Source organism: Acinetobacter sp. YWS30-1 (assembly GCF_033558715.1).
In the GTDB taxonomy this organism is placed as follows: Bacteria; Pseudomonadota; Gammaproteobacteria; order Pseudomonadales; family Moraxellaceae; genus Acinetobacter.
The window spans coordinates 278125-297734 of sequence record NZ_CP114606.1; the positions used below are offsets into that span (position 1 = coordinate 278125).

The following is a 19610-nucleotide window of genomic DNA, read 5'->3' on the forward strand; positions in this document are numbered from 1 at the left end:
CTAGATGTTGTTTTTTTCTGTTCAAACATCAATAAGATGCTTTTTTCAAAGAACTTTTTTGACTGAAGTATGAGTTTTAAAAAGTGACATAGACAGTTCGGTAAGTATAGTAAATAATCTTTATCATTTTGTAGTACTGCTCCATCTCATTTTTCAGGGGAAACGATGGCAATTCATGTTATTCAGAGTCAACGCATTGATGTGCTTTTGGATAGTATGCTGCGTATCGTCAACCAGAGCGCAAAAAATCCCTTGGCCGTGTTACAGCCACGGCATTTTATTGTACCGTCTCCTGCAGTCGAGGCCTGGCTCACCCAGAAAATTGCCGAGAAAAAGGGCATCAGTGCCAATACCCAGTTTCATCACCGGATCCGTGCCTTTCAGTGGACTTCCTATCAGTGGGTGCTGAATAATCCCAAAGAAGTCGAACAGGTTCGTGAAGCCAATATTCCCCGAATTATTATTAAATGGCGGGTATTTCAGGCATTACGTAAATGCATTTTGCCTGAGCAGATTCCATTAGAGATCGATCATCCACTGTATTCGATTATCAAACGGATTTATGACAGCGCAGATCGTCTGGAACAGGGCATAGAGAAGCAGCTGAAAAAACAAAGCATGCTGTACTGGGTATCCGAACAGGTCTCGCGCCTGTTTAGCCATTATATGGATTACCGTGGTTATTGCGCGCGGAATTGCCCACCACAGGAATGTCGTTGTCCCACTAACTGGCTGGCGTCCTGGGGGCAGGATATTGCGCTCGATGTTGAGCATATGATCTATATTCCTAAAGATGAAAATGGCCATGAAATTCCGGTGGCAGACTTCGTCAAGATTCAGGCACGCGAACTGGAAGCCTGGCAGCGCTGGTTGTGGCAGCATGTCTTTCAGGATGATTATGCCAAGATTCTGGACATCGAACAGATGTACTGGGAACGTCTGGAAAATGAAGATACTCAGGTACAGGCTTTAAAACGTTTGCCAGAACAGGTCGTGGTCTTTACCTTGCTAGAATTGCCACCGAGTCAGCTGGATTTCTTGCGCCGTCTCGGTCAATACATCGATATTTATATTTTCCACTTTAACCCGTCACAGGAATACTGGGCCGATAGTGTCGATCCAGACTGGAAAGCACGTTATGACCTTGGCGTGCAGGAACGTTTCATCAAGAAATTTGAAAAATCTCAGGGACGTTTGCCGACTGATACCGAAATCCAGCATTTCTTTGCAGCCTTTCAGTTGAACTTTAATGCCGAAGACCGAGAATCGCGTCATCCCTTGCTGACCCGCTTTGGCAAGCAGGCACGTGATCATTTCTCGTTATTGTCCAAACTGTCTTCAGGTGAAGAAGGTCTCTGGGCCGATGCTTTCGTGGATGAATATCAGGATAAGTTACTGGCCAAAATCCAGTCGGATATTTTGTACCTGCTGGAACCGGAAAAACACCAGTATCCGCTCAAACCCGACGATGATTCGGTACAGATTCATGTCTGTCATTCCTCACTGCGCCAGCTGGAAGTCTTAAAAGAACAGATGATTCACTGGCTGGCCCAAGGCACGGAAGATGCCCCACGTCAGCCGAGCGATATTCTGGTGCTGGCCCCGAACCTGAAAGAGCTGGAACCGGCGATTCGTAGCGTCTTTGCACCACCCCCGCGAGAACGGGAAGGCCATAGCCAGCGTTTGCAAAAAGATAATCTATATTTACCGATTCAGATTGCCGGGGTGTCCCGACTCGATGTCAGCAATGCCTGGCGCGCGGTACTGGGCCGGATTCAGCTGGTGCATCGACGTTTCAGTATCGAAGATTTTGCCGACTGGCTCAGCCTGAATGCGACCCAGCAACTATATGCGCTGGACTACGCGCAAGTTGAGCGCATGTTGCAGTTACTGGGCGAAGCGGGCTTTAAACGCGGTCTGGATCAGCAGCATTTACAGCAAAGCCTGACTGCCGGTGATGAAGATTACCGTTTCAGTTTTAAATTTGCATTGGATCGGCTGGCACTCGGACTTGCAGTGCCAGAACACGCCCTGTTTCAGGACACCTTAAGTTATGCTCAGGTCTTGAGTAGTGATTTCCCTCTGATCTCGACTTTAATCCAGATTTATCAGGATTTGGTACAGCGCCGTGACTGGTTGATTTTGCATGAACAGGGCCAACGTACCCCGGTAAAAACTTGGCTGGAATATCTGCGTGAAGACTTGAATGAGTTCCGTGAAGCCGGGGTTGAGTTCTTAAAGACGGTCGCAGAAATCATTGACAAGCAGATGCGGATGCTGACGTTGGCCGATTACCATGATCAGGATGATCCGCAGGCCAGCCAGGAGCTGGTCGCCTTAAGTCTGCCATTGCCTTATGTACTGGAAGAAATTCAGAATACGTTGGAGATGCAACTGGATCAGGCCGAGCCGACCGGACAGATTACCTTTAGTCAAATCGGCCAGATCCGTCCGTTGCCGTATAAGCTGGTGGTGATGCTGAATCTGGATACCGGTAAATTTCCGAGCCGGAATCAGCAGGTGCCATTTGACCTGATGAACAGTCTGAAGCCGCAGTTAGGGGATCGTTCCCGTCTGGATGATGACCAAGGCGCTTTTCTGGATGCATTGCTACTGGCACAGGACAATTTATGGCTGTTCTATAATGGCTTTGATGTTGATGATGGTGAAGCGCGTGATCCATCCACTTCATTGCAGGAACTGATCCAGCATATTGCCTTGATTTGCCAGTCAGACCAGCCCGATGCTGAAGTCGATGAAACGGTTGAGATGAATGGTTTGAGCGTGGCCAAGCATATCCGTCAGCTCTATCATGTGCATCCACTACAGCCGTTCGATCCGATCGGTTACGTCGAATCTCATACTCCACGTTATCAGACCCAGTGGTTTGCTGTAGCAGAATATATTCGCAGTGCAGAGGGCAAGCGCAGCAGCTGGATCAATGCCCATTATCCGGCCTTGATGCAGAAAGAAATCCGGGTGCTGAAAGGGGATGAGTGGATTCGGGACATGATTTTCCCGGCACGTCTATTCCTGAAAAGTGTCGGTATTTCCAGTGTGAGATATGCCGATCTGCCAAGTTCACGAGAACCCTTATTGCTGAATAAACTGGAACAGTATCAGGTTCGGGATTTTCTGCTGCAACAGGATCAAGAGATTGAGCCACAGCTGATGTTAGACCGCTTACCGGTGGGAAAAACTCAGGAAGCGACCTGGCTCAGCAGTCAGCAGGAACAGCAATCGCTAAAAGAACGTTTATTGCAGCTGAATAAAGAGCTGACACCTGTAACGCAGCAAACCTGGCAATATAACCCTGAATTGCTGATTCATATTACCTTGCCGCAAGTGCCGCACAGCAATTATTGGCTCAGCATGCAGTCTTCCTCCGCTTCGGAAAAACGTCGGGCACAGGTCTGGCTGGAATATCTGCTCTGGCTAGCCTATCTGAATAATGATGAACTGTCGCCGCAGTTGGAACGGATTGTCATTTTCAGTAATAAAACCCTGAAATTCTCCGGACTGCGTTCTAGTCAGGCACGTCATCATTTACAGGCCTGGCTGAAAGCTTGGGAAGTGGGACAGACCCAGCCGCTGGTATTGCCTGCCGAATTGCTGATGAAAAAGGCCTGGGAATGGACCGAAAATGAACAGGGACAGATCACCATTGCCGAGATGCAGGAACTGCTAAAGGCCTGGAACAACAGCTATGAAAGTGCCAAGCCTTTGGCCAGCGATGAATCCAGCCAGTTGCATCAGGACTGGCAGTTTATTTTGCAGGATCAGGACCCGGATCTGGCCTTGCAACGCTGTTGCCATGATTTTGCTCATGCGTTATATGCACCGATTCATGAACATCTGGAATGGATAAAAGAATAATGACCATGTTACCCAACCAGAACAAAAAGATTTCAACCAATCCGATTCAGGACATGCGCTTTAGCGGCCTGCACTGGATTGAAGCTTCCGCGGGGACCGGTAAAACCTATACCTTATCCAGTTTGATGGTACGGATTTTTCTGGATCAGTATTATCCGCATCAGGTGATTGCCACAACCTTTACCCGTAAGGCTACAGCTGAACTGAAAAACCGGGTACGTCTCAGAGTCGAGGAAACGCTAGCCTTCATTCAGCGTCATCAGGAGCTGAATTCGGTCGAAATCACCGCCAAAATCCAGGCTGAATCGGATCCGCTGTTCCAGCAGGTGTTGAAAGATTATGGCTCACGCATGGACTATGCCCGGCGCCGTCTACGTCTGGTTCTGAACCAGCTGGATGAGCTGTTTGTCGGAACACTGGACAGCTTTAGCCAGAAATTATTGCGTGAATTTGCCTTTGAAAGCGGCAAGATTGAACGGGCTGAACTGACTGAAGATCAGGATCTGTATATCCAGCAGCTGATTCATGATGTGTTGCGGGAATGGATCCAGCAGCAGCCGCAATATATGATCAATCATCTATATCTGCAAAACCTGTTGAAACCAGTAGAACATTATACTGGACTAGTTCGTGATGCTCTAAATTTCCGTGTGCAATACTTTCAGAAGGTAGAAAAAGTCGAATGGGATCTGACTGAACTAGAGCACTGCATCCAGCGCTTATTCGATGTGCATGAATATGAAATTGAAATCATTCGGGAGTATTGCCAGAATTCTCCGAAGTATTTTCATAAGAGTTTTTTGACCAGATTAAGTGACGTTTGTGAAAACTTTATGACCTGGATGGCGGCACTGAAAACCAAAGGTGTGATGAGCTTTTTTGATCCAGAACTGCATGCGATCTTATTGAATCTGTGTTATTTGCGCCGTAAGAAAACCGATTTTCAGCCGACGACTCAAGTGTTTAACAAAAGCTGTCCGGAAGAAGAGCAACAGCAGATTCTGCAACATAGCCTGATTCAGGCCATTGATGGATTGTGCGAAGTCAAAGAGAAGATGGATGCACAGTTGAAGCAGCTGACCACCTATCTTGAATATCATATTATTCGCAGTGTGCAGAACCGTCTGCCACAAACCTTGCAAAAACAGGGTGAAACCACATTTTCCCAACAGATTCGAACCTTGGCTGAAGCTTTACAGGGACAGCAAGGTCAACGCTTTGCCCAGTTTGTACAGGCACGCTATCCACTCATTCTGGTGGATGAATTTCAGGATACCAACCAGGATCAGGATGATCTGCTGGCTAAAATCTGGCGTGATCCGAATCGAGTCAAAGCCGGTTGTATGATCATGGTGGGTGATCCGAAACAGGCGATTTACGGTTTCCGTGGCGGTGACATGCTGACCTATAACAAGGCGCGTGCCGATGTGCTGCAAAAGCAGGGCCGTGAATATACTCTGATCCAGAACCATCGCTCGGTAAAGCCTTTAGTCGAGGTGGTGGACGCGTTGTTTCAACGCCAGATGGATTTTGGTGAACAGGTGCATTACACCCTGATTCAGGCGGGGAGCCGGCCACATCCGGATTTAATCGATAAAACGCTGAGTAATCCGTATCCACTACGCTGGATTCAGCTCGGTGAACAGGACGTTGAAGCCGATCAGGTGGTCTGGAAAATCCGCCAGTTATTGAATCAGTCTGAACAGCAGCAACTGTATTTCCAGCAGGGTGACAACGTTCAGCACTTAAAAGCGGATGATATTGCAGTTCTCAGTTTTGGCCATTATGCGCTGGAACAGGTCAAGCAGCGTCTGCAACGCATGGGGATTCCCTGTTATAAGGAATCTAAGCAGAGCGTCTTTGCCAGTCCGGTGGCTCAGGATGTTGCAGCTGTTCTGACCGCGATCATGGAGCCTTTTAACGAAGCCAAAGTCAAACGTGCCTTATTGACCCGTTTATTGGGCTTTAACCTGAAAAAGTTAATCGAACTGCAAGAGCAGAGCGAAGGTCTGAGCCGTTATATTGCAGACTTTGATGCTATCCGGGAAATGTGGTTTGAAAAAGGGTTTCTGACGGCCTGGAATTATGCTTTAAATCTGTTTCAGGTCTGGACCAATCTGGTTGCAAGCCAGAGTCTGGACAATGAACGGGTGGTGGTGAATTTACGTCACCTGACCGAGATTCTGTGCCAGCAAAGTGAATATTATCAGGGTGCTCAAAAGCTGTATCACTGGTATCTGCGTCAATTGCAATCACCTTCCGGCAAGGACAATGAAAAAGAGCGCAAACTCTCCGGCGATCATGGGGTGCAACTGCTGACCATCCATGCTTCCAAGGGACTGGAATTCAAAGTCGTGTTCCTGTTGGGTGCCGATGCGCCTTTTGATGTAAATAAGGGGAATCTGAACTTTTCCCTGTCAGCTGCGGAAAATGTACTGGAACAATCCCGGGTAATTGCAGTTAATCATAAGGACTTGCATGAGCAGGCGATTTTGCAAAATGCGGCTCGGAATGCCGCAGAAAATCACCGGCTTTGGTATGTGGCACTGACCCGGGCCAGTCACCGGGTTTATGCCATGCTGCAAGATCAGAGCGGACAAGCGGATTCAGGTCTGGCGTTCTGGCGTGGACAAGGTGAGGCGGCCTTTCAGCATGCCCTAAGTCTGCTGGAACAACCTCTGGCTTCTGAGCCGCCTAGAATTGTGGCAAAACAGACAGAAGCACCGTTACAGATGCAGGCTCATCCTTTACCGGAGCGACAGTTCTATCCACGGACTAAAACCAGCTTTACCGCGCTGTCACAGCATCTCCCGCATCAGGCGATATTGCAGGATGATCTGGTCATCGCTTCTGAACGTCCGGACAGTGCCGCAGATGAAATGAATCTACTGGAACTGGAACAGCAGATAGCCAGTCAGCCACTGGACTGGATCAGGCTGAATTTTCCAAAAGGCACGGTAGCCGGAACCTTCCTGCACAGTATTTTTGAGCATATCGATTTTCAGGATCGCAGTTACTGGAATCTGGAAATCCGTCGTCGTTTTAAAAATACGGCGCCACAAATCTGGCAGGAACTGAAAGAGAAATTTCATCAGGCCTTTCATATTCGTCCATTGTTACAGCAGGCATTTACCCCGGGCTATCAGACGGCCTGTGTGAATTTACAGACCCTGTTTAGTCAGGTGGCCCGTCAAGGTCAAATGCAGCCGGAAAAATTGCAGCAGAGTATGCAAAAAGTACTCTCCAGCCTGAATTATAAAATCCTGACCGGAATTCGCCTGCATGATCAGAGTGAAGCTTATCGTCAGGAATGGCAGCAGTTTTTCCGTTCCGCTCAAACATTCGATCACTTTGAATGGTTGAACTTCTTAGGGCAGTTTCAGCGCTATTTTACAGAACTGGATGATGAACCTTTTATCCTGTTTTTCGAACAGGAAATAGCGCAGATGACGCCTGCTGAGACAGCAGCGCAACTGGATGTAGAAGCCGTTTTTCAGCAGGCATTCGATCATTTCATTGATGAGATGACTGAGGATCTTCTACTCAATCGGGTTCATGACTGGCTCAAAGAAATTCTGGCTGCACCCCTACAGGAAGACTTCAGCCTGGAACAGTTGCAGCAAGGTGCGTATCTGTCCGAGTTTCCGTTTTATCTGTCTTTAACCGATGCACCGTTACAGATTCGTCAGATCCAGCAACTGTTTGCCGAGCATGATATTCTCATGCCTGATTTTAATGAGGCAAAATCGGCACGCTATCTGACCGGTTCTATCGATTTGGTTTATTTTGATGGCCAGCGTTATCATATTGCCGATTATAAAAGCAATTTTCTCGGGCCGGATCAGCAGCATTACACGGCCGAGGCCATCCAGCAGAATATGACCCACTCCAGTTACTGGCTGCAAGCGGCCTTATATCTGGTGGCATTGCATCGTTATCTAAGCGTGAACATGCAGGGATATGACATGCAGCAGCATCTGGGTGGGGCGACTTATCTGTATTTGCGCGGTATGAATGGTCAGGCTGAACAAGGCGCTTATCACTGGCAGCCTGGTCTGGAATTTATTCTGAAACTGGATGAAATTCTGGGCTATTTTGAGCAGAAAAAATCAGCATAATTTTGATGATTTATAAAATTTTAAGAGTTTAAACAGAAGATTATCCTGTGGATAACTTTGAGGATAACTGTGTGGAAAATGAGCAAATTCACGTGTCTCAGCAATCAGCCCATTTAATGGCCTGGATTGACTATCTATGTCAGCCACCGTTCAGTTCGGCGACCTTTGATGCTGCCGCAAAATTGCTGATTCAGCAGCTCCTTGAAGCGATGCAGGAGGGCAATAGTTGTATTCCGGCTAGTGCCGAGCAAACAGCTCTATTGCATCATTTGGTACTGGATCGTAACCAGCAGGCTCAAGGCATTGCACCTTTTATTTTTGAAAACCAGCAATTGTATTTATACCGCTACTGGCAGCTGGAACAAGCGGTCGCCGCCCAGATCGCCCGGATTAAGGCACAAGCTGTCACGCCGGTTGAATTAAGTGAGCGTGATCGTAACCTCCTGACAGATCCACAGCAAAAGCAAGCGCTGGAAATGGTCGCCAAGCAGGGGCTGAATATTATTACCGGTGGGCCAGGAACTGGTAAAACCTACACCTTGGCACATATTATTGCGGTGCTACATGAAGCCCTACCCAATATCCGGATTGCGATGGCTGCTCCGACGGGTAAAGCTGCGCAGCGAATGCAAGAAGCCTTGCAGAAAGCTTTATATAGTGAAAAGTTACACGCTTTTGAACTGGAGGCTTTAAAGCAGGTTCAACCCGTTACTTTGCACCGCTTACTGGGCTTGGGCCGGTTGGGACGCCCACGGTTTCATGCCAAGCAGCCTTTACCCTATGATGTGATCGTGGTTGATGAAGCATCCATGTTGGACTTAAGCCTGTCACAGATGCTTCTTGCTGCAGTGCCAGATTCAGCCCGCTTAATTTTATTAGGCGATGCAGATCAGCTGGCCTCGGTGGATGTCGGCACTGTACTGGCAGATTTACAGCAGACTTCTGTTTTGGCGGATAACCGAGTGAATTTAATCACGACGCGCCGTTTTGCTTCAGGCGCCCGGATTGGAGCGATGGCACACTTTATCCAGCAGGAGCATGTTCCAGCATCAGTTTTAAACCAGTTTGAACAACAAGTAGTTACTGCGAGTGAGCTGCAAGCAATTGCACTGGACCAAGTGGAAATTGACCAGCTGCAACTGCAATATTTGCCAGAAATAAACCCAACTACAGGTCTACAGTTAGACCAATATTATGATCAACTGATGTATGGCTATCAGGGTTATGCAGACGCGATCAAGCTGGCTCAGGATCAGGCTGATTTTGATCAATATGTGCAGCAGGCAATTCAGTACTTTGATGGTTACCGGATTCTCACCGCAATCCGGCATGGTGATCTGGGCTTGAATAAAATCAATCAGCAGATTGAACAGCGTTTTCTGGCCAGTGTAGGCAAGTTAAAACAGGGCGACTGGTATACCGGTCGACCAGTGATGATGACTTATAACGATTATCAGCTGGGTCTGTCCAATGGTGATATTGGCATCTGTTTCTGGAGAGAACAAGAAGGACAGTCACAATTTGAAGTGTATTTCCCGAGCTTAGAAAAATGGGTGCTGGCGACCCGCTTACCGAAAAGTATCGAAACGGCATTTGCTTTGACGATTCATAAATCGCAAGGTTCAGAATTTACTCATACGGCTGTAGTACTCGATCAACAGGCCAAAAATTTGCTGAGTAAGGAACTGATTTATACAGCGATTACCCGGGCCAAAAAAGTTGTGAGCTTGCTGGTAGATCGCGACGCGTTTACACAAGCGCTATGCGTCAGAACCACACGAAAGAGTGGCTTAAGCGAAAAAATACTTGAACAATGCAACAATCTATTGGCAAAAAATAAATAACTGTTGTAGGTAAATGCTTACATGGATTCAGGAAATTGGCGCATGGAGCTTTTACTCGGTTTTTGAGAAGATTGGTCACACAAAAGAACTCAACACGGAAAGTTGGGTATAAATCGCATAATAAGAACAAGAATGTCACCAGACAGCGAACTTACAGTGAAGTAAGTGAAAGAGGAAACTTACAGCCGCTAAGCCTTGTAGTTTTGGGAGAGACTACAAGGCTTTTTTATATCTGCCGTTAATGGAATTTTGCCGTAATCTTATAGTTCAATTAAGTTGGCAGAATAAGTAAATTTAAGTAAATAGTGTAATTAAAAGATATATAAGTGTAATATTTTGCAAATTTCGATGACAATTTTGTACGCAATGGCTTACAGCGAGTGAGGATAAATGCCTCTATGAGCATTTCGACAATATGGCAAAATCTACCACACAAGGAAGTTATTTTTAGCCAGGAAGATTTGAAAATAATAAAGCGTAAAACGCACTAAAAAAAAACAATAAATAAAAAATGATAATAGAAGAAACTACAGCGCGAAAAAGCCCGAGTTTACTCGGGCTTTTTTTTATCATTTATTTCTAAGCGCGACCAGAAATATTTTAAATATAAAAAGATCAGTTAATTTCTGCAGTTATCTAAACAGCTATTCGTAAGCCAGATCAAGTCCAATTCCTGAAATTATGTGTAAATTGAACCATATGGGATTTCTTCATATCAGTAAATAAGCAAAGACATCTGGCAGCTAAAACTATCAAAATTCATGATCTATTTTTGCAATCTGACGCAATTTCCCTTAAAATATGCAACTTGCTGTAGTGATGCACGGCAGTCAATGTATTGAATTCTCATTACTTTGATTTTTATCAAGATATATAAGCATCTCGGAGAAATCGAATGGCTTTAACAAACGCAGATCGCGCAGAGATCATTGCTAAATTCGCTCGCGCTGAAAACGACACTGGTTCACCAGAAGTTCAAGTAGCTCTTTTAACTGCTCAAATCAATGACTTACAAGGTCACTTCAAAGAGCACAAACACGACCACCATAGCCGTCGCGGTCTGATCCGTATGGTTAACCAACGTCGTAAGCTTCTTGACTACCTAAATGGTAAAGACCACGGTCGTTATGTTGCATTGATCGGTGCTTTAGGTTTACGTCGTTAATTCGATTTAAACTTTATTTTCGGGTTTATTGCATGCCTTATGCTTTATTGCTGAAAACTAAAGTCGGTTTAGCCTTTGGCTAGATCAGGGGAAGGGGCGAATGTTCGCTCCTTCTTTGTGTTTAAAAATAGTGTTTATTTCTGGTGAGGTCGGCTTCTAAGCTTTGTCATTTACCCGTCCATTTGGATGTGAATGCCAAACCTTAGGGGTCTCCACTAGAATAAAATCAGGAAAAAATAAAACATGTCGATGTTTAATATTGTTCGTAAAGAATTCCAATTTGGCCAACATCAGGTTGTCCTAGAAACAGGTCGTGTTGCGCGTCAGGCCAATACCGTATTGATTATTATGGGCGGCGTAACTGTATTAGTTGCTGTTGTTGCTCAACCAACTGCTAAAGCAGGTCAAGACTTTTTCCCACTGACTGTTAACTATCAAGAAAAACAATACGCAGCTGGCCGTATTCCTGGTGGTTACGGTAAACGTGAAGGCCGTGCATCTGAAGCTGAAACGCTGATTTCACGTCTGATCGACCGTCCAATCCGTCCATTGTTCCCAGAAGGTTACTATAACGAAATCCAGGTGACTGCGACTGTTGTGTCTTCTGACAAGACTATGGAAGCTGACATTGCAGCAATGCTGGGTACTTCTGCAGCACTTGCGATCGCAGGTACACCATTCCGTGGTCCAATCGGTGCGGCACGTGTGGGTCTGATCAACGGTGAATACGTTCTAAACCCAAGCTTTGAACAATTGAAAGAAAGTGATCTTGATCTTGTCGTTGCAGGTACGGAATCTGCAGTACTGATGGTTGAATCAGAAGCGAAAGAACTTTCAGAAGACCAAATGCTGGGTGCAGTATTGTTCGGTCATGATGAAATGCAAATCGCGATCCAAGCAATCAAAGAATTCGCGACCGCAGCTGGTGCGAAAGAATCAACTTGGGTTGCTCCTGAGAAAAACGAAGACCTTCGTGCAAAACTGAAAGAAGCATTCGAAGCGAAAATCTCTGAAGCATATACCATTGCGGTGAAACAAGACCGTTATGCAGCACTTGATGCACTTCAAGCAGAAGCGCTAGCTCAGTTCGTTCCAGAAGGTGACGAAACTGGTCTTGCTGATGACGTAAACGAATTATTTGAAGATCTTAAATACCGTACCGTACGTGACAACATCCTGTCTGGTAAACCGCGTATTGACGGTCGTGATACTAAAACTGTTCGTGCCCTTGATGTACAGGTTGGCGTATTAGACCGTGCTCACGGTTCTGCATTATTCACACGTGGTGAAACTCAGGCATTGGTCACTACTACTCTGGGTAATACTCGTGATGCGTTGATGGTAGATACCTTGGCTGGTACTAAAACTGACAACTTCATGCTTCACTACAACTTCCCTGCATATTCTGTAGGTGAAACAGGTCGTGAGTCTGGTCCTAAACGTCGTGAAATCGGTCATGGCCGTCTGGCTCGTCGTGGTGTTCAAGCCGTGCTTCCAGCAGCTGACCGCTTCCCGTACGTGATCCGTATCGTATCTGACATCACTGAATCTAATGGTTCATCTTCAATGGCGTCTGTATGTGGTGCTTCTCTATCATTGATGGATGCCGGTGTTCCACTTAAAGCACCAGTTGCGGGTATCGCAATGGGTCTAGTGAAAGAAGGCGAACGTTTCGCAGTTCTTTCTGACATCTTGGGTGACGAAGACCATCTTGGTGATATGGACTTTAAAGTAGCGGGTTCTGCTAACGGTATTACTGCACTACAAATGGACATCAAGATCGAAGGTATTACTGAAGAGATCATGGAAGTTGCATTGAACCAGGCTTATGCAGGTCGTATGCACATTCTGAACGCAATGAATCAAGTGATTTCACGTGCTCGTCCAGAAATCTCTATGCACGCGCCGACTTTCCAAGTGATCAACATCAACCCTGACAAGATCCGTGACGTGATTGGTAAAGGTGGTGCGACTATCCGTCAAATCACTGAAGAAACTAAAGCTGCGATTGACATCGAAGATAACGGTACAGTACGCGTATTTGGTGAAACTAAAGCTGCTGCACAGGCTGCGATTGCAAAAATCCAGGCACTGACTGCTGAAGTTGAGCCAGGCACAATCTACACAGGTAAAGTGATTCGTATCGTTGAATTCGGTGCATTCGTGAACATCCTGCCAGGTACTGACGGTCTGCTTCATATTTCTCAAATCTCTAACGAACGTATTGCCAACGTGGCTGACGTATTGAAAGAAGGTCAGGAAGTGAAAGTACAAGTTGCTGACGTTGACAACCGTGGTCGTATTAAATTGACCATGAAAGACATCGAACAAGCATAATTCGATTACTTTTAAGCCTGAAAAAGCCTGCATCATGCGGGCTTTTTTATTTGGACAGATTCTTTATTTAAGAACCGAAATCATTTAATAATCACATTGTAGATAAAACGGATGATTAAACCTTATATTGAAACATTCTTGGTTGAGAAAGCTGTTCTCATTTAGGTAAGCGGATCGGCTTCAGAGTTTTTCAGCATGCGATAAATCTCGTCTTTCAGTTTTAGTTTTTTGCGTTTAATCGCATCGATATCATCATTGATATGATTGACTGGATCGAGTTCAAGCTGACTAATCTGTTTGTCCAATTCACTATGTTCCTCAAACAGTCGGGCAAAGTACGGATTTTCCTCACGTAATTGCACAATTAAATCACGGTATTCTGGGAACATATATTTGATCTTTTTATTGCAGTCTTTGGTTTTCATAGGGATATTTATCACTCAAAAAATAAAAGAAAAAAGCAAAATATGCCCTAGTCCGCATTGATCTAACTCATGCAGACCGGACATTAAAGGGCATTACTTGAAATGCAGATGTTTCACCTCACGACGTAATTCCTGCACTTCATCAATGAGATCCAGCATCATGGCAACGGCACTAAAGGAAGCATCAAAATCACGCTGCAAACGGTAAGCCCGCTGTGCTCGAGTAATATCTTCCCCGAGGAAGGTACCAGGATGCGTTTTAGAACGGTTCGGCAAAATTCCATGTTCAATGAGTTGCATCACCCATTCCGGACTTTGGCCACATGCTTCAGAAAAGTGGAACAAATCAAAGGTACGATCATCCATGATTTCAGAGGGGATATAACCGTTGGAAAAGTTTTCTCTATATTGAATTGTAGTCATAGCTCTACTCCTTAAACAGCCAGGCTTGAGACATTCAGAAAGGAAGGTCGTCCTGAAGTAGGGGAATGCCATAATATTTTATGGCCGCTGCGCTGTGCCCTAACGGTATGGGATGCTAGTTGAACCAGCACCCTGCCTAGAAGAGGAACTCCTATCCTGTGGAAATCCTGCTTGAACCTGAACAGCTCAGTCTGAGCAGGGAAACAAAGATCTAGGCGGGCATCTGTTTTTATAGTTTTATCTGTCATTTGCAAACCATCCGCTGTTTGCAACACACATTTACCCATGCCTATCAATTGAGGAATACTTGTTGCATGGATACTCCGTTCCAGAGGTTCCAGAGTCCGTAGCAGATTGAATTGCAGCTGAAGATAGATCATTGTGTGAATAAAAAATAACCGTCTTCAATTCATTATTATGAGTTTGGGCTAAGGGAAACAGTTTTTATTTGTACTTAATTGTTTCAAATCATAACCATTAAAAAAGCCCCTGAAACAGGGGCATGGAAAACTGACAAAAATTAGTATTTTATCCAGGTAACACTGCGTCCGATAACCGAAACGCCTACATAACCACGCAGGGTCAGGCGTTTGCCATTGGCGCTTAAACGTGCTTTACCTTTGTAAACTTTACCGCTGATTGGATCAAGTATCTTGCCATCATGGAATTCGTGAGGTTTTTTGGGGTCTGCCTTAAAATCCCAGATAAATGGCAAGCCAATAAATGGTTTATTCTTAAGCTGTCCTGGGCATTTGCTACAGATTCCCAGTTTTTCTGCACCTGGCAGGCTACGGGTTTCTACGATAATTCCCTCATAGCTGCCATCTGGTTTTTTACGGATTTCGACATCAGCACGAGAATAACCGGATTGATCATCGATAGTCTTCCATTTCCCCAGTAGTGGATCTTCAGAAGCAAAGCTTAAACCTGCTGCTGTTGCCAATGTGATCCCCATCATTAAGCGACTTAAAATTTTCTTCATAACATGCCTGTTGATCAATGATTATTCGTATTAGATTTATTACTCTAATTTATTCATAAAATGTAACAAAATCAATAGCACAAAGTGTGATAAGATTGGCATAAGATTAATAGATTCATGTGAATTATCACATGACCTAAAATAAAAAAGCTCCTAAGGAGCTTTTCTTAATAATCTGAATTCGAAACTAGTTTTTAATCCAGGTCATATTGCGTACGACCGGTGCACCTTCAGCACGACTATGAATGGTAAGATGCCTGCCATTATTTTTCAGGCGGGCACGGGCCTGATAAAGCTGTCCAGAAACCGGGTCGAGCAGAGTGCCGTTAATAAATTCATTGCTATGCTCGGGATGACTACTCAGTCCCTTAAGCATCGTCAGTCCAATGAGCGGCTGATCCTTCAATGCGCCTTTGCATAGGGTGCAAGTCTGCTGTCGAGCTGCCCCTGGAATCTCACGAACATGCACAATTTTGGCAATATAGTGATTCTGAGCATCCTTACTAATCACCACATCTGCCAGGGAATAACCAGTACGGTCATCAATGGTTTTCCAGTGGCCAAGTAATGGGTCACTGTTGGCGAAAGCAGATAGACTGATGGTGCTTGCTGCTGTAAGAATGATAGAACAAAGCAGTTTGAATCTCATTGCCACATTACCCCATGTTATTGAAAATATATTTAATTTCTTAAAGGCATAAAAAAATTATGGGATTAATATAGCGTGAAAAATACACTAAATACCAGTCAATAATCACATTAAATTAAGAAAAATGAATATGAGTTAAAATTTACGTTCATTCAGCATGATGAGAATGAGTAAGTATTTACGTGATAAGGAATGGGATAAAGATAATGATTTTAAGCTGTCCAAGCCTTTGATCTGGCCAGACAGCTTGCAGATGAGAATTTATAAAAAATGAGATTTATTCGACTTTCACCCAGGATACTGTTCGTCCGAGCATGGGTGTACCTACATAGCCACGAAGCGTCAGCACATTGCCTCGGGAATTCAGAGTTGCCTTGCTTTTATAGACATTGCCGGTTAGTGGATCGAGAATTGAACCATTAACGAATTCATTTTTCTTTTCTGGATTTGGTTTTAGACCTGATAAGACAGAGAGACCCAGAATAGGTACGTCTTTCAGTGCCCCCTTACATTTAGAGCAATGGGTATGTGCAGGACGATTTGGAATGGCATGGATACGAACGACTTTCCCCTGATAAGTACCATCATTGAGTTTACTGATTTCAACATCAGCACGTGCATAGCCCGTTTTGTCATCAATGGCTTTCCATGTCCCCGTGATTTCGGCTGCATAGCTGAAGCTCTGCGCAGCACATAACATCACACCCATTAAATATCGAAATTTCATTTAAAATCTTCCACTTATTTTTTTTGATTTTTTTACTTTGAAAATACCGTTGATCTTCTGATTCTATCGGTGTGCAAATTTTAATCATGAGGCAAGCTTGAAATTAAGTACATTTGTCTTTTTTTTATGAGGAATTTTGGTCAATATTTTATGAAAATATAAAATGAAAAAAGCACTCAATATTGAGTGCTTTTTTTGAGTCGAACAGGGGAGGTTATTAACTGAGGTGTTCACCAAACAGGCTCAAAGCTTCTTCAGCCGTAAAAATATAACGGCTATTACAGAACTGACAGTCCATCTCAATTGGATTCTGGAATTCTAAAGTTTCACGAACCGATTCTACACCAATCTGCTGTAAGGCAATCGCACAACGTTCTTTAGAACAGGTACAGCCAAACTGCAAATGTTCTACTTCTGGTAAGCGCACTTCTTCTTCGTTATATAAACGATAGAGAATTTCATTGGCCTCCAGAGTGACCAGTTCTTCTGTTTTTAATGTTTCAGTCAGCATGGTCAGACGTGGCCATAAGTCTTCATCGACACGGCGTTGTTCTTCTTCACTGTTACGCGGTAGCAATTGAATCAGCAAACCACCTGCACGGTTGTTGTCACTGGCCAGCACGATACGTGTCGGAATCTGGGCAGACAGGTCATAATATTGCATTAGACAGCCAGCCAGATTTTCCTGATCAAGCGGAACAATACCCTGATAACGCTCACCAAATTCAGGCTCGATATTGATAAACAGCACTGGATTAGTCAGTGATTTTAAAACTGTGCTGCTATCTTCTGCTGCCTGAAAGTGTGGATCTTCTTCGTAATCCGCCAGTGCACGTACTTCACCGCGATGGTTACATTCAGCCATTGCCCATTTAAATGTGCCTGAAGCCTGAATTTGCAGGCTGATACGCCCTTTAATTTTCAGGGTGCTGGCCAATAGTGCAGTGGCGCTCAGCATTTCACCTAACAGGATTTTTACTGCAGGCGCATAGTCACGCTGGGCCAAAATTGTTTGTAAAGCTTCTTCAAGATGCACCACTTCACCACGAACAGGGCTATCTTCAATAAAAAAGCGTTGGCGTAAATCAGACATAAAATTCTCCATAACCCTGCTTTAATGGTGGCATTATTGTAAAACACAAGTTATGCCAGATCATCTCTTATGGCATCAATTCCTGAAGCGTTGTTGTCCTGTTGCGTGTCCGTATCCTGTTCTGGTATTTTTTTTAGCTGATCCTGAGCAAAAAGATACTCCAGTTCTGCCAGTGTATTCCTTGAGCCTGCAGAATTAAACGGGCTCTCCGTATCCAGATGAAATTGACGATTGAGCAGGTTTTCATCGTGAGTATGAAACTCATGGATCTTTTGTTGCGCCTGCTCTTCAGACAGTCCGCTCAGCTGACCTAGCAGACACTGACTGAGTTCTCGTGCAGAAGCATAGGTTTCTCGCCAGATTCGTTCCACGCCCAGCTCCTGAAGTAGATGGACATGATGCCGGTCACGTGCCCGTACCCATAAAGACATATCAGGATAATTTAATCGCAGATGCCGGACGGTCAGCAGTGAATCTTCAATATCATCAATGGCGACAATCACATGCTGAACCGTATCCAGATGTGCCTGAGCTAAAGCCTCTGGCTCAGTCGCATTGGCCTGATAGAAGGTAATACCGTAAGAGGTGAGCAATTCAGTTGCTTCGATATTGCTGTCCATGACACTGAATTTTTGTTGCTGTTGCAGCAAAATACGGGTAATGATCTGGCCAAAACGGCCAAAACCGATTAATAAAATTGGTGCAGTATTTGGTGGAAGGCTTTCAATGTCAAAGGTCGCTGCCAAATGATTTTGCCGATCCAGTCGTGGCAGAATCTGGTTATGTAATAACCAGTAAAATGCCGGTGTGAGTAGCATGGATAAACTTGCCATCCACATCAATGGGGAGAGCAGGGTTGGAGTAATGATCTGCTGCGAAAGTGCAATGATGAGTGCCAGAAAAGCGAACTCACCACTTTGTGCCACACTGGCGGCGAGTAGCGTACTGTTGCGCCAGCTATGTTGATAATAACGTGCCAATCCTAAGGTAATCGCAAATTTAATCAGGATCAGCGAAAGTGTTCCGGCAATAATCAATACGGGTTGCGTCAGTATATCGGCAAACTGCAATGACATGCCCAGGCTGATAAAAGCCAGCCCAATCAATAATCCGCTAAAAGGCTGCAGACTCTTTTCGACCGAAATCCGGAAATCAGAATCAGCCAGTAACATGCCAGCAAATAATGCCGCGAGGTACAGATTCAATCCCAGCGTATCCATCAGGACTAGTAAGCTCAGGAAAATGACAATGGCAACAATGCTATGCAATTCATGACGACCACTTTTGGCAATCCAGCGATAGAGCGGCTGCATGAAATAGCGGTTACATAGAAATAAGCCAGTAAAGGTAGCCATCATGGCAGCAAAATAAGCTATGCCATGTTCTGTTGAACTGACCCCAGCAAAAAGCGGAATCGCTGCAATGATAGGAATTGCAATCAGTGCATGAATCAGGGTGTTGGCATAAGCGGATTGACCATAACTGGTCGCCAGTTGTTGCTGATTATTTAAAAACTGGGTCACCAACGTCATGGCAGAGAGGCTGCCGGCCAGTCCGATGACAATGCTGGAAACCAGATGCTGATCGAGAAAGAACCAGGCCAGCAGGCTCAAAATCAGGGCCGTGCTCAGTACCTGTAAAATGGCCATAAACCACAGGGGTTGCCCAAGCTGAAGAATTCGTTGTGGTCTGAGTTGCAGACCAATCCAGAACATTAGGGCCAACAGGCTGATTTGAATAAAAGTCTGCATCACCTCAGGAGCAGAGATCAGCGCTAAGGCACTCGACCCAATGATTAAACCTGTCAGTAAATAGCCCAGCACTGTTGGCAGTCTGAGTTTATGGCTCAGTGGCACCATGAACAGTGCAATCGCCAGAACCAGCGCTATTTGTAACAGTATCGACATTTTTCCGCCTTAAATTTTATTTTCATCCAGTCTTAAAGTTGAGCCTTTATCAAATGAAGATGGT

The 19610-nt window shown here is 44.9% G+C and carries 12 protein-coding genes; 5 read left to right on the top strand and 7 right to left on the bottom strand.

All coding sequences use genetic code 11. The features are described from left to right. Nucleotides 1-165 precede the first annotated feature (165 nt). The 5 genes from O4M77_RS01325 to pnp all read left to right on the top strand — a co-directional run bounded on the left by O4M77_RS01325 (nucleotide 166) and on the right by pnp (nucleotide 13340). Nucleotides 166-3876, top strand: a complete 3711-nt coding sequence (locus tag O4M77_RS01325) for an exodeoxyribonuclease V subunit gamma (RefSeq protein ID WP_323713706.1) — start codon at nucleotides 166-168, stop codon at nucleotides 3874-3876. Next, complete coding sequence (locus tag O4M77_RS01330; protein WP_323713707.1) at nucleotides 3876-7994, top strand: UvrD-helicase domain-containing protein; 4119 nt, start codon at nucleotides 3876-3878, stop codon at nucleotides 7992-7994. Before O4M77_RS01325 ends, O4M77_RS01330 begins: the two co-directional genes overlap by 1 nt. 71 nt (nucleotides 7995-8065) lie before the next feature. Next, a complete protein-coding gene (gene recD / locus O4M77_RS01335; RefSeq protein ID WP_323713708.1) occupies nucleotides 8066-9838 on the top strand; it encodes an exodeoxyribonuclease V subunit alpha in 1773 nt (590 codons plus the stop codon). An 895-nt stretch (nucleotides 9839-10733) separates the two neighbouring features. Beyond that, complete coding sequence (rpsO, locus tag O4M77_RS01340) at nucleotides 10734-11003, top strand: 30S ribosomal protein S15 (RefSeq protein WP_004637724.1); 270 nt, start codon at nucleotides 10734-10736, stop codon at nucleotides 11001-11003. A gap of 249 nt (nucleotides 11004-11252) precedes the next feature. Further along, a complete protein-coding gene (gene pnp / locus O4M77_RS01345) occupies nucleotides 11253-13340 on the top strand; it encodes a polyribonucleotide nucleotidyltransferase (protein WP_323714077.1) in 2088 nt (695 codons plus the stop codon). Between the two features lie 161 nt (nucleotides 13341-13501). Here the strand turns inward: pnp and O4M77_RS01350 are convergent, their stop codons facing one another. The 7 genes from O4M77_RS01350 to O4M77_RS01380 all read right to left on the bottom strand — a co-directional run bounded on the left by O4M77_RS01350 (nucleotide 13502) and on the right by O4M77_RS01380 (nucleotide 19546). Further along, nucleotides 13502-13765, bottom strand: a complete 264-nt coding sequence (locus O4M77_RS01350) for a YdcH family protein (RefSeq protein ID WP_004781728.1) — start codon at nucleotides 13763-13765, stop codon at nucleotides 13502-13504. Between the two features lie 93 nt (nucleotides 13766-13858). Next, a complete protein-coding gene (locus O4M77_RS01355; RefSeq protein ID WP_004781729.1) occupies nucleotides 13859-14188 on the bottom strand; it encodes a chaperone modulator CbpM in 330 nt (109 codons plus the stop codon). Nucleotides 14189-14708: 520 nt separating this feature from the next. After that, the gene (locus O4M77_RS01360; RefSeq protein ID WP_179991984.1) at nucleotides 14709-15170 is read right to left on the bottom strand and encodes a DUF2147 domain-containing protein; all 462 of its coding nucleotides are present in this window, start codon (nucleotides 15168-15170) and stop codon (nucleotides 14709-14711) included. Between the two features lie 187 nt (nucleotides 15171-15357). After that, on the bottom strand, nucleotides 15358-15819 hold the full coding sequence (locus O4M77_RS01365; protein ID WP_323713709.1) for a DUF2147 domain-containing protein: 462 nt from the start codon (nucleotides 15817-15819) through the stop codon (nucleotides 15358-15360). Nucleotides 15820-16096: 277 nt separating this feature from the next. Continuing rightward, nucleotides 16097-16546, bottom strand: a complete 450-nt coding sequence (locus O4M77_RS01370) for a DUF2147 domain-containing protein (RefSeq protein ID WP_323713710.1) — start codon at nucleotides 16544-16546, stop codon at nucleotides 16097-16099. Between the two features lie 217 nt (nucleotides 16547-16763). After that, entirely contained in the window at nucleotides 16764-17639 is an 876-nt protein-coding gene (hslO, locus tag O4M77_RS01375; protein WP_004781734.1) for an Hsp33 family molecular chaperone HslO, read from the bottom strand. Between the two features lie 50 nt (nucleotides 17640-17689). Continuing rightward, the gene (locus O4M77_RS01380; protein ID WP_323713711.1) at nucleotides 17690-19546 is read right to left on the bottom strand and encodes a cation:proton antiporter; all 1857 of its coding nucleotides are present in this window, start codon (nucleotides 19544-19546) and stop codon (nucleotides 17690-17692) included. Nucleotides 19547-19610 lie beyond the last annotated feature (64 nt).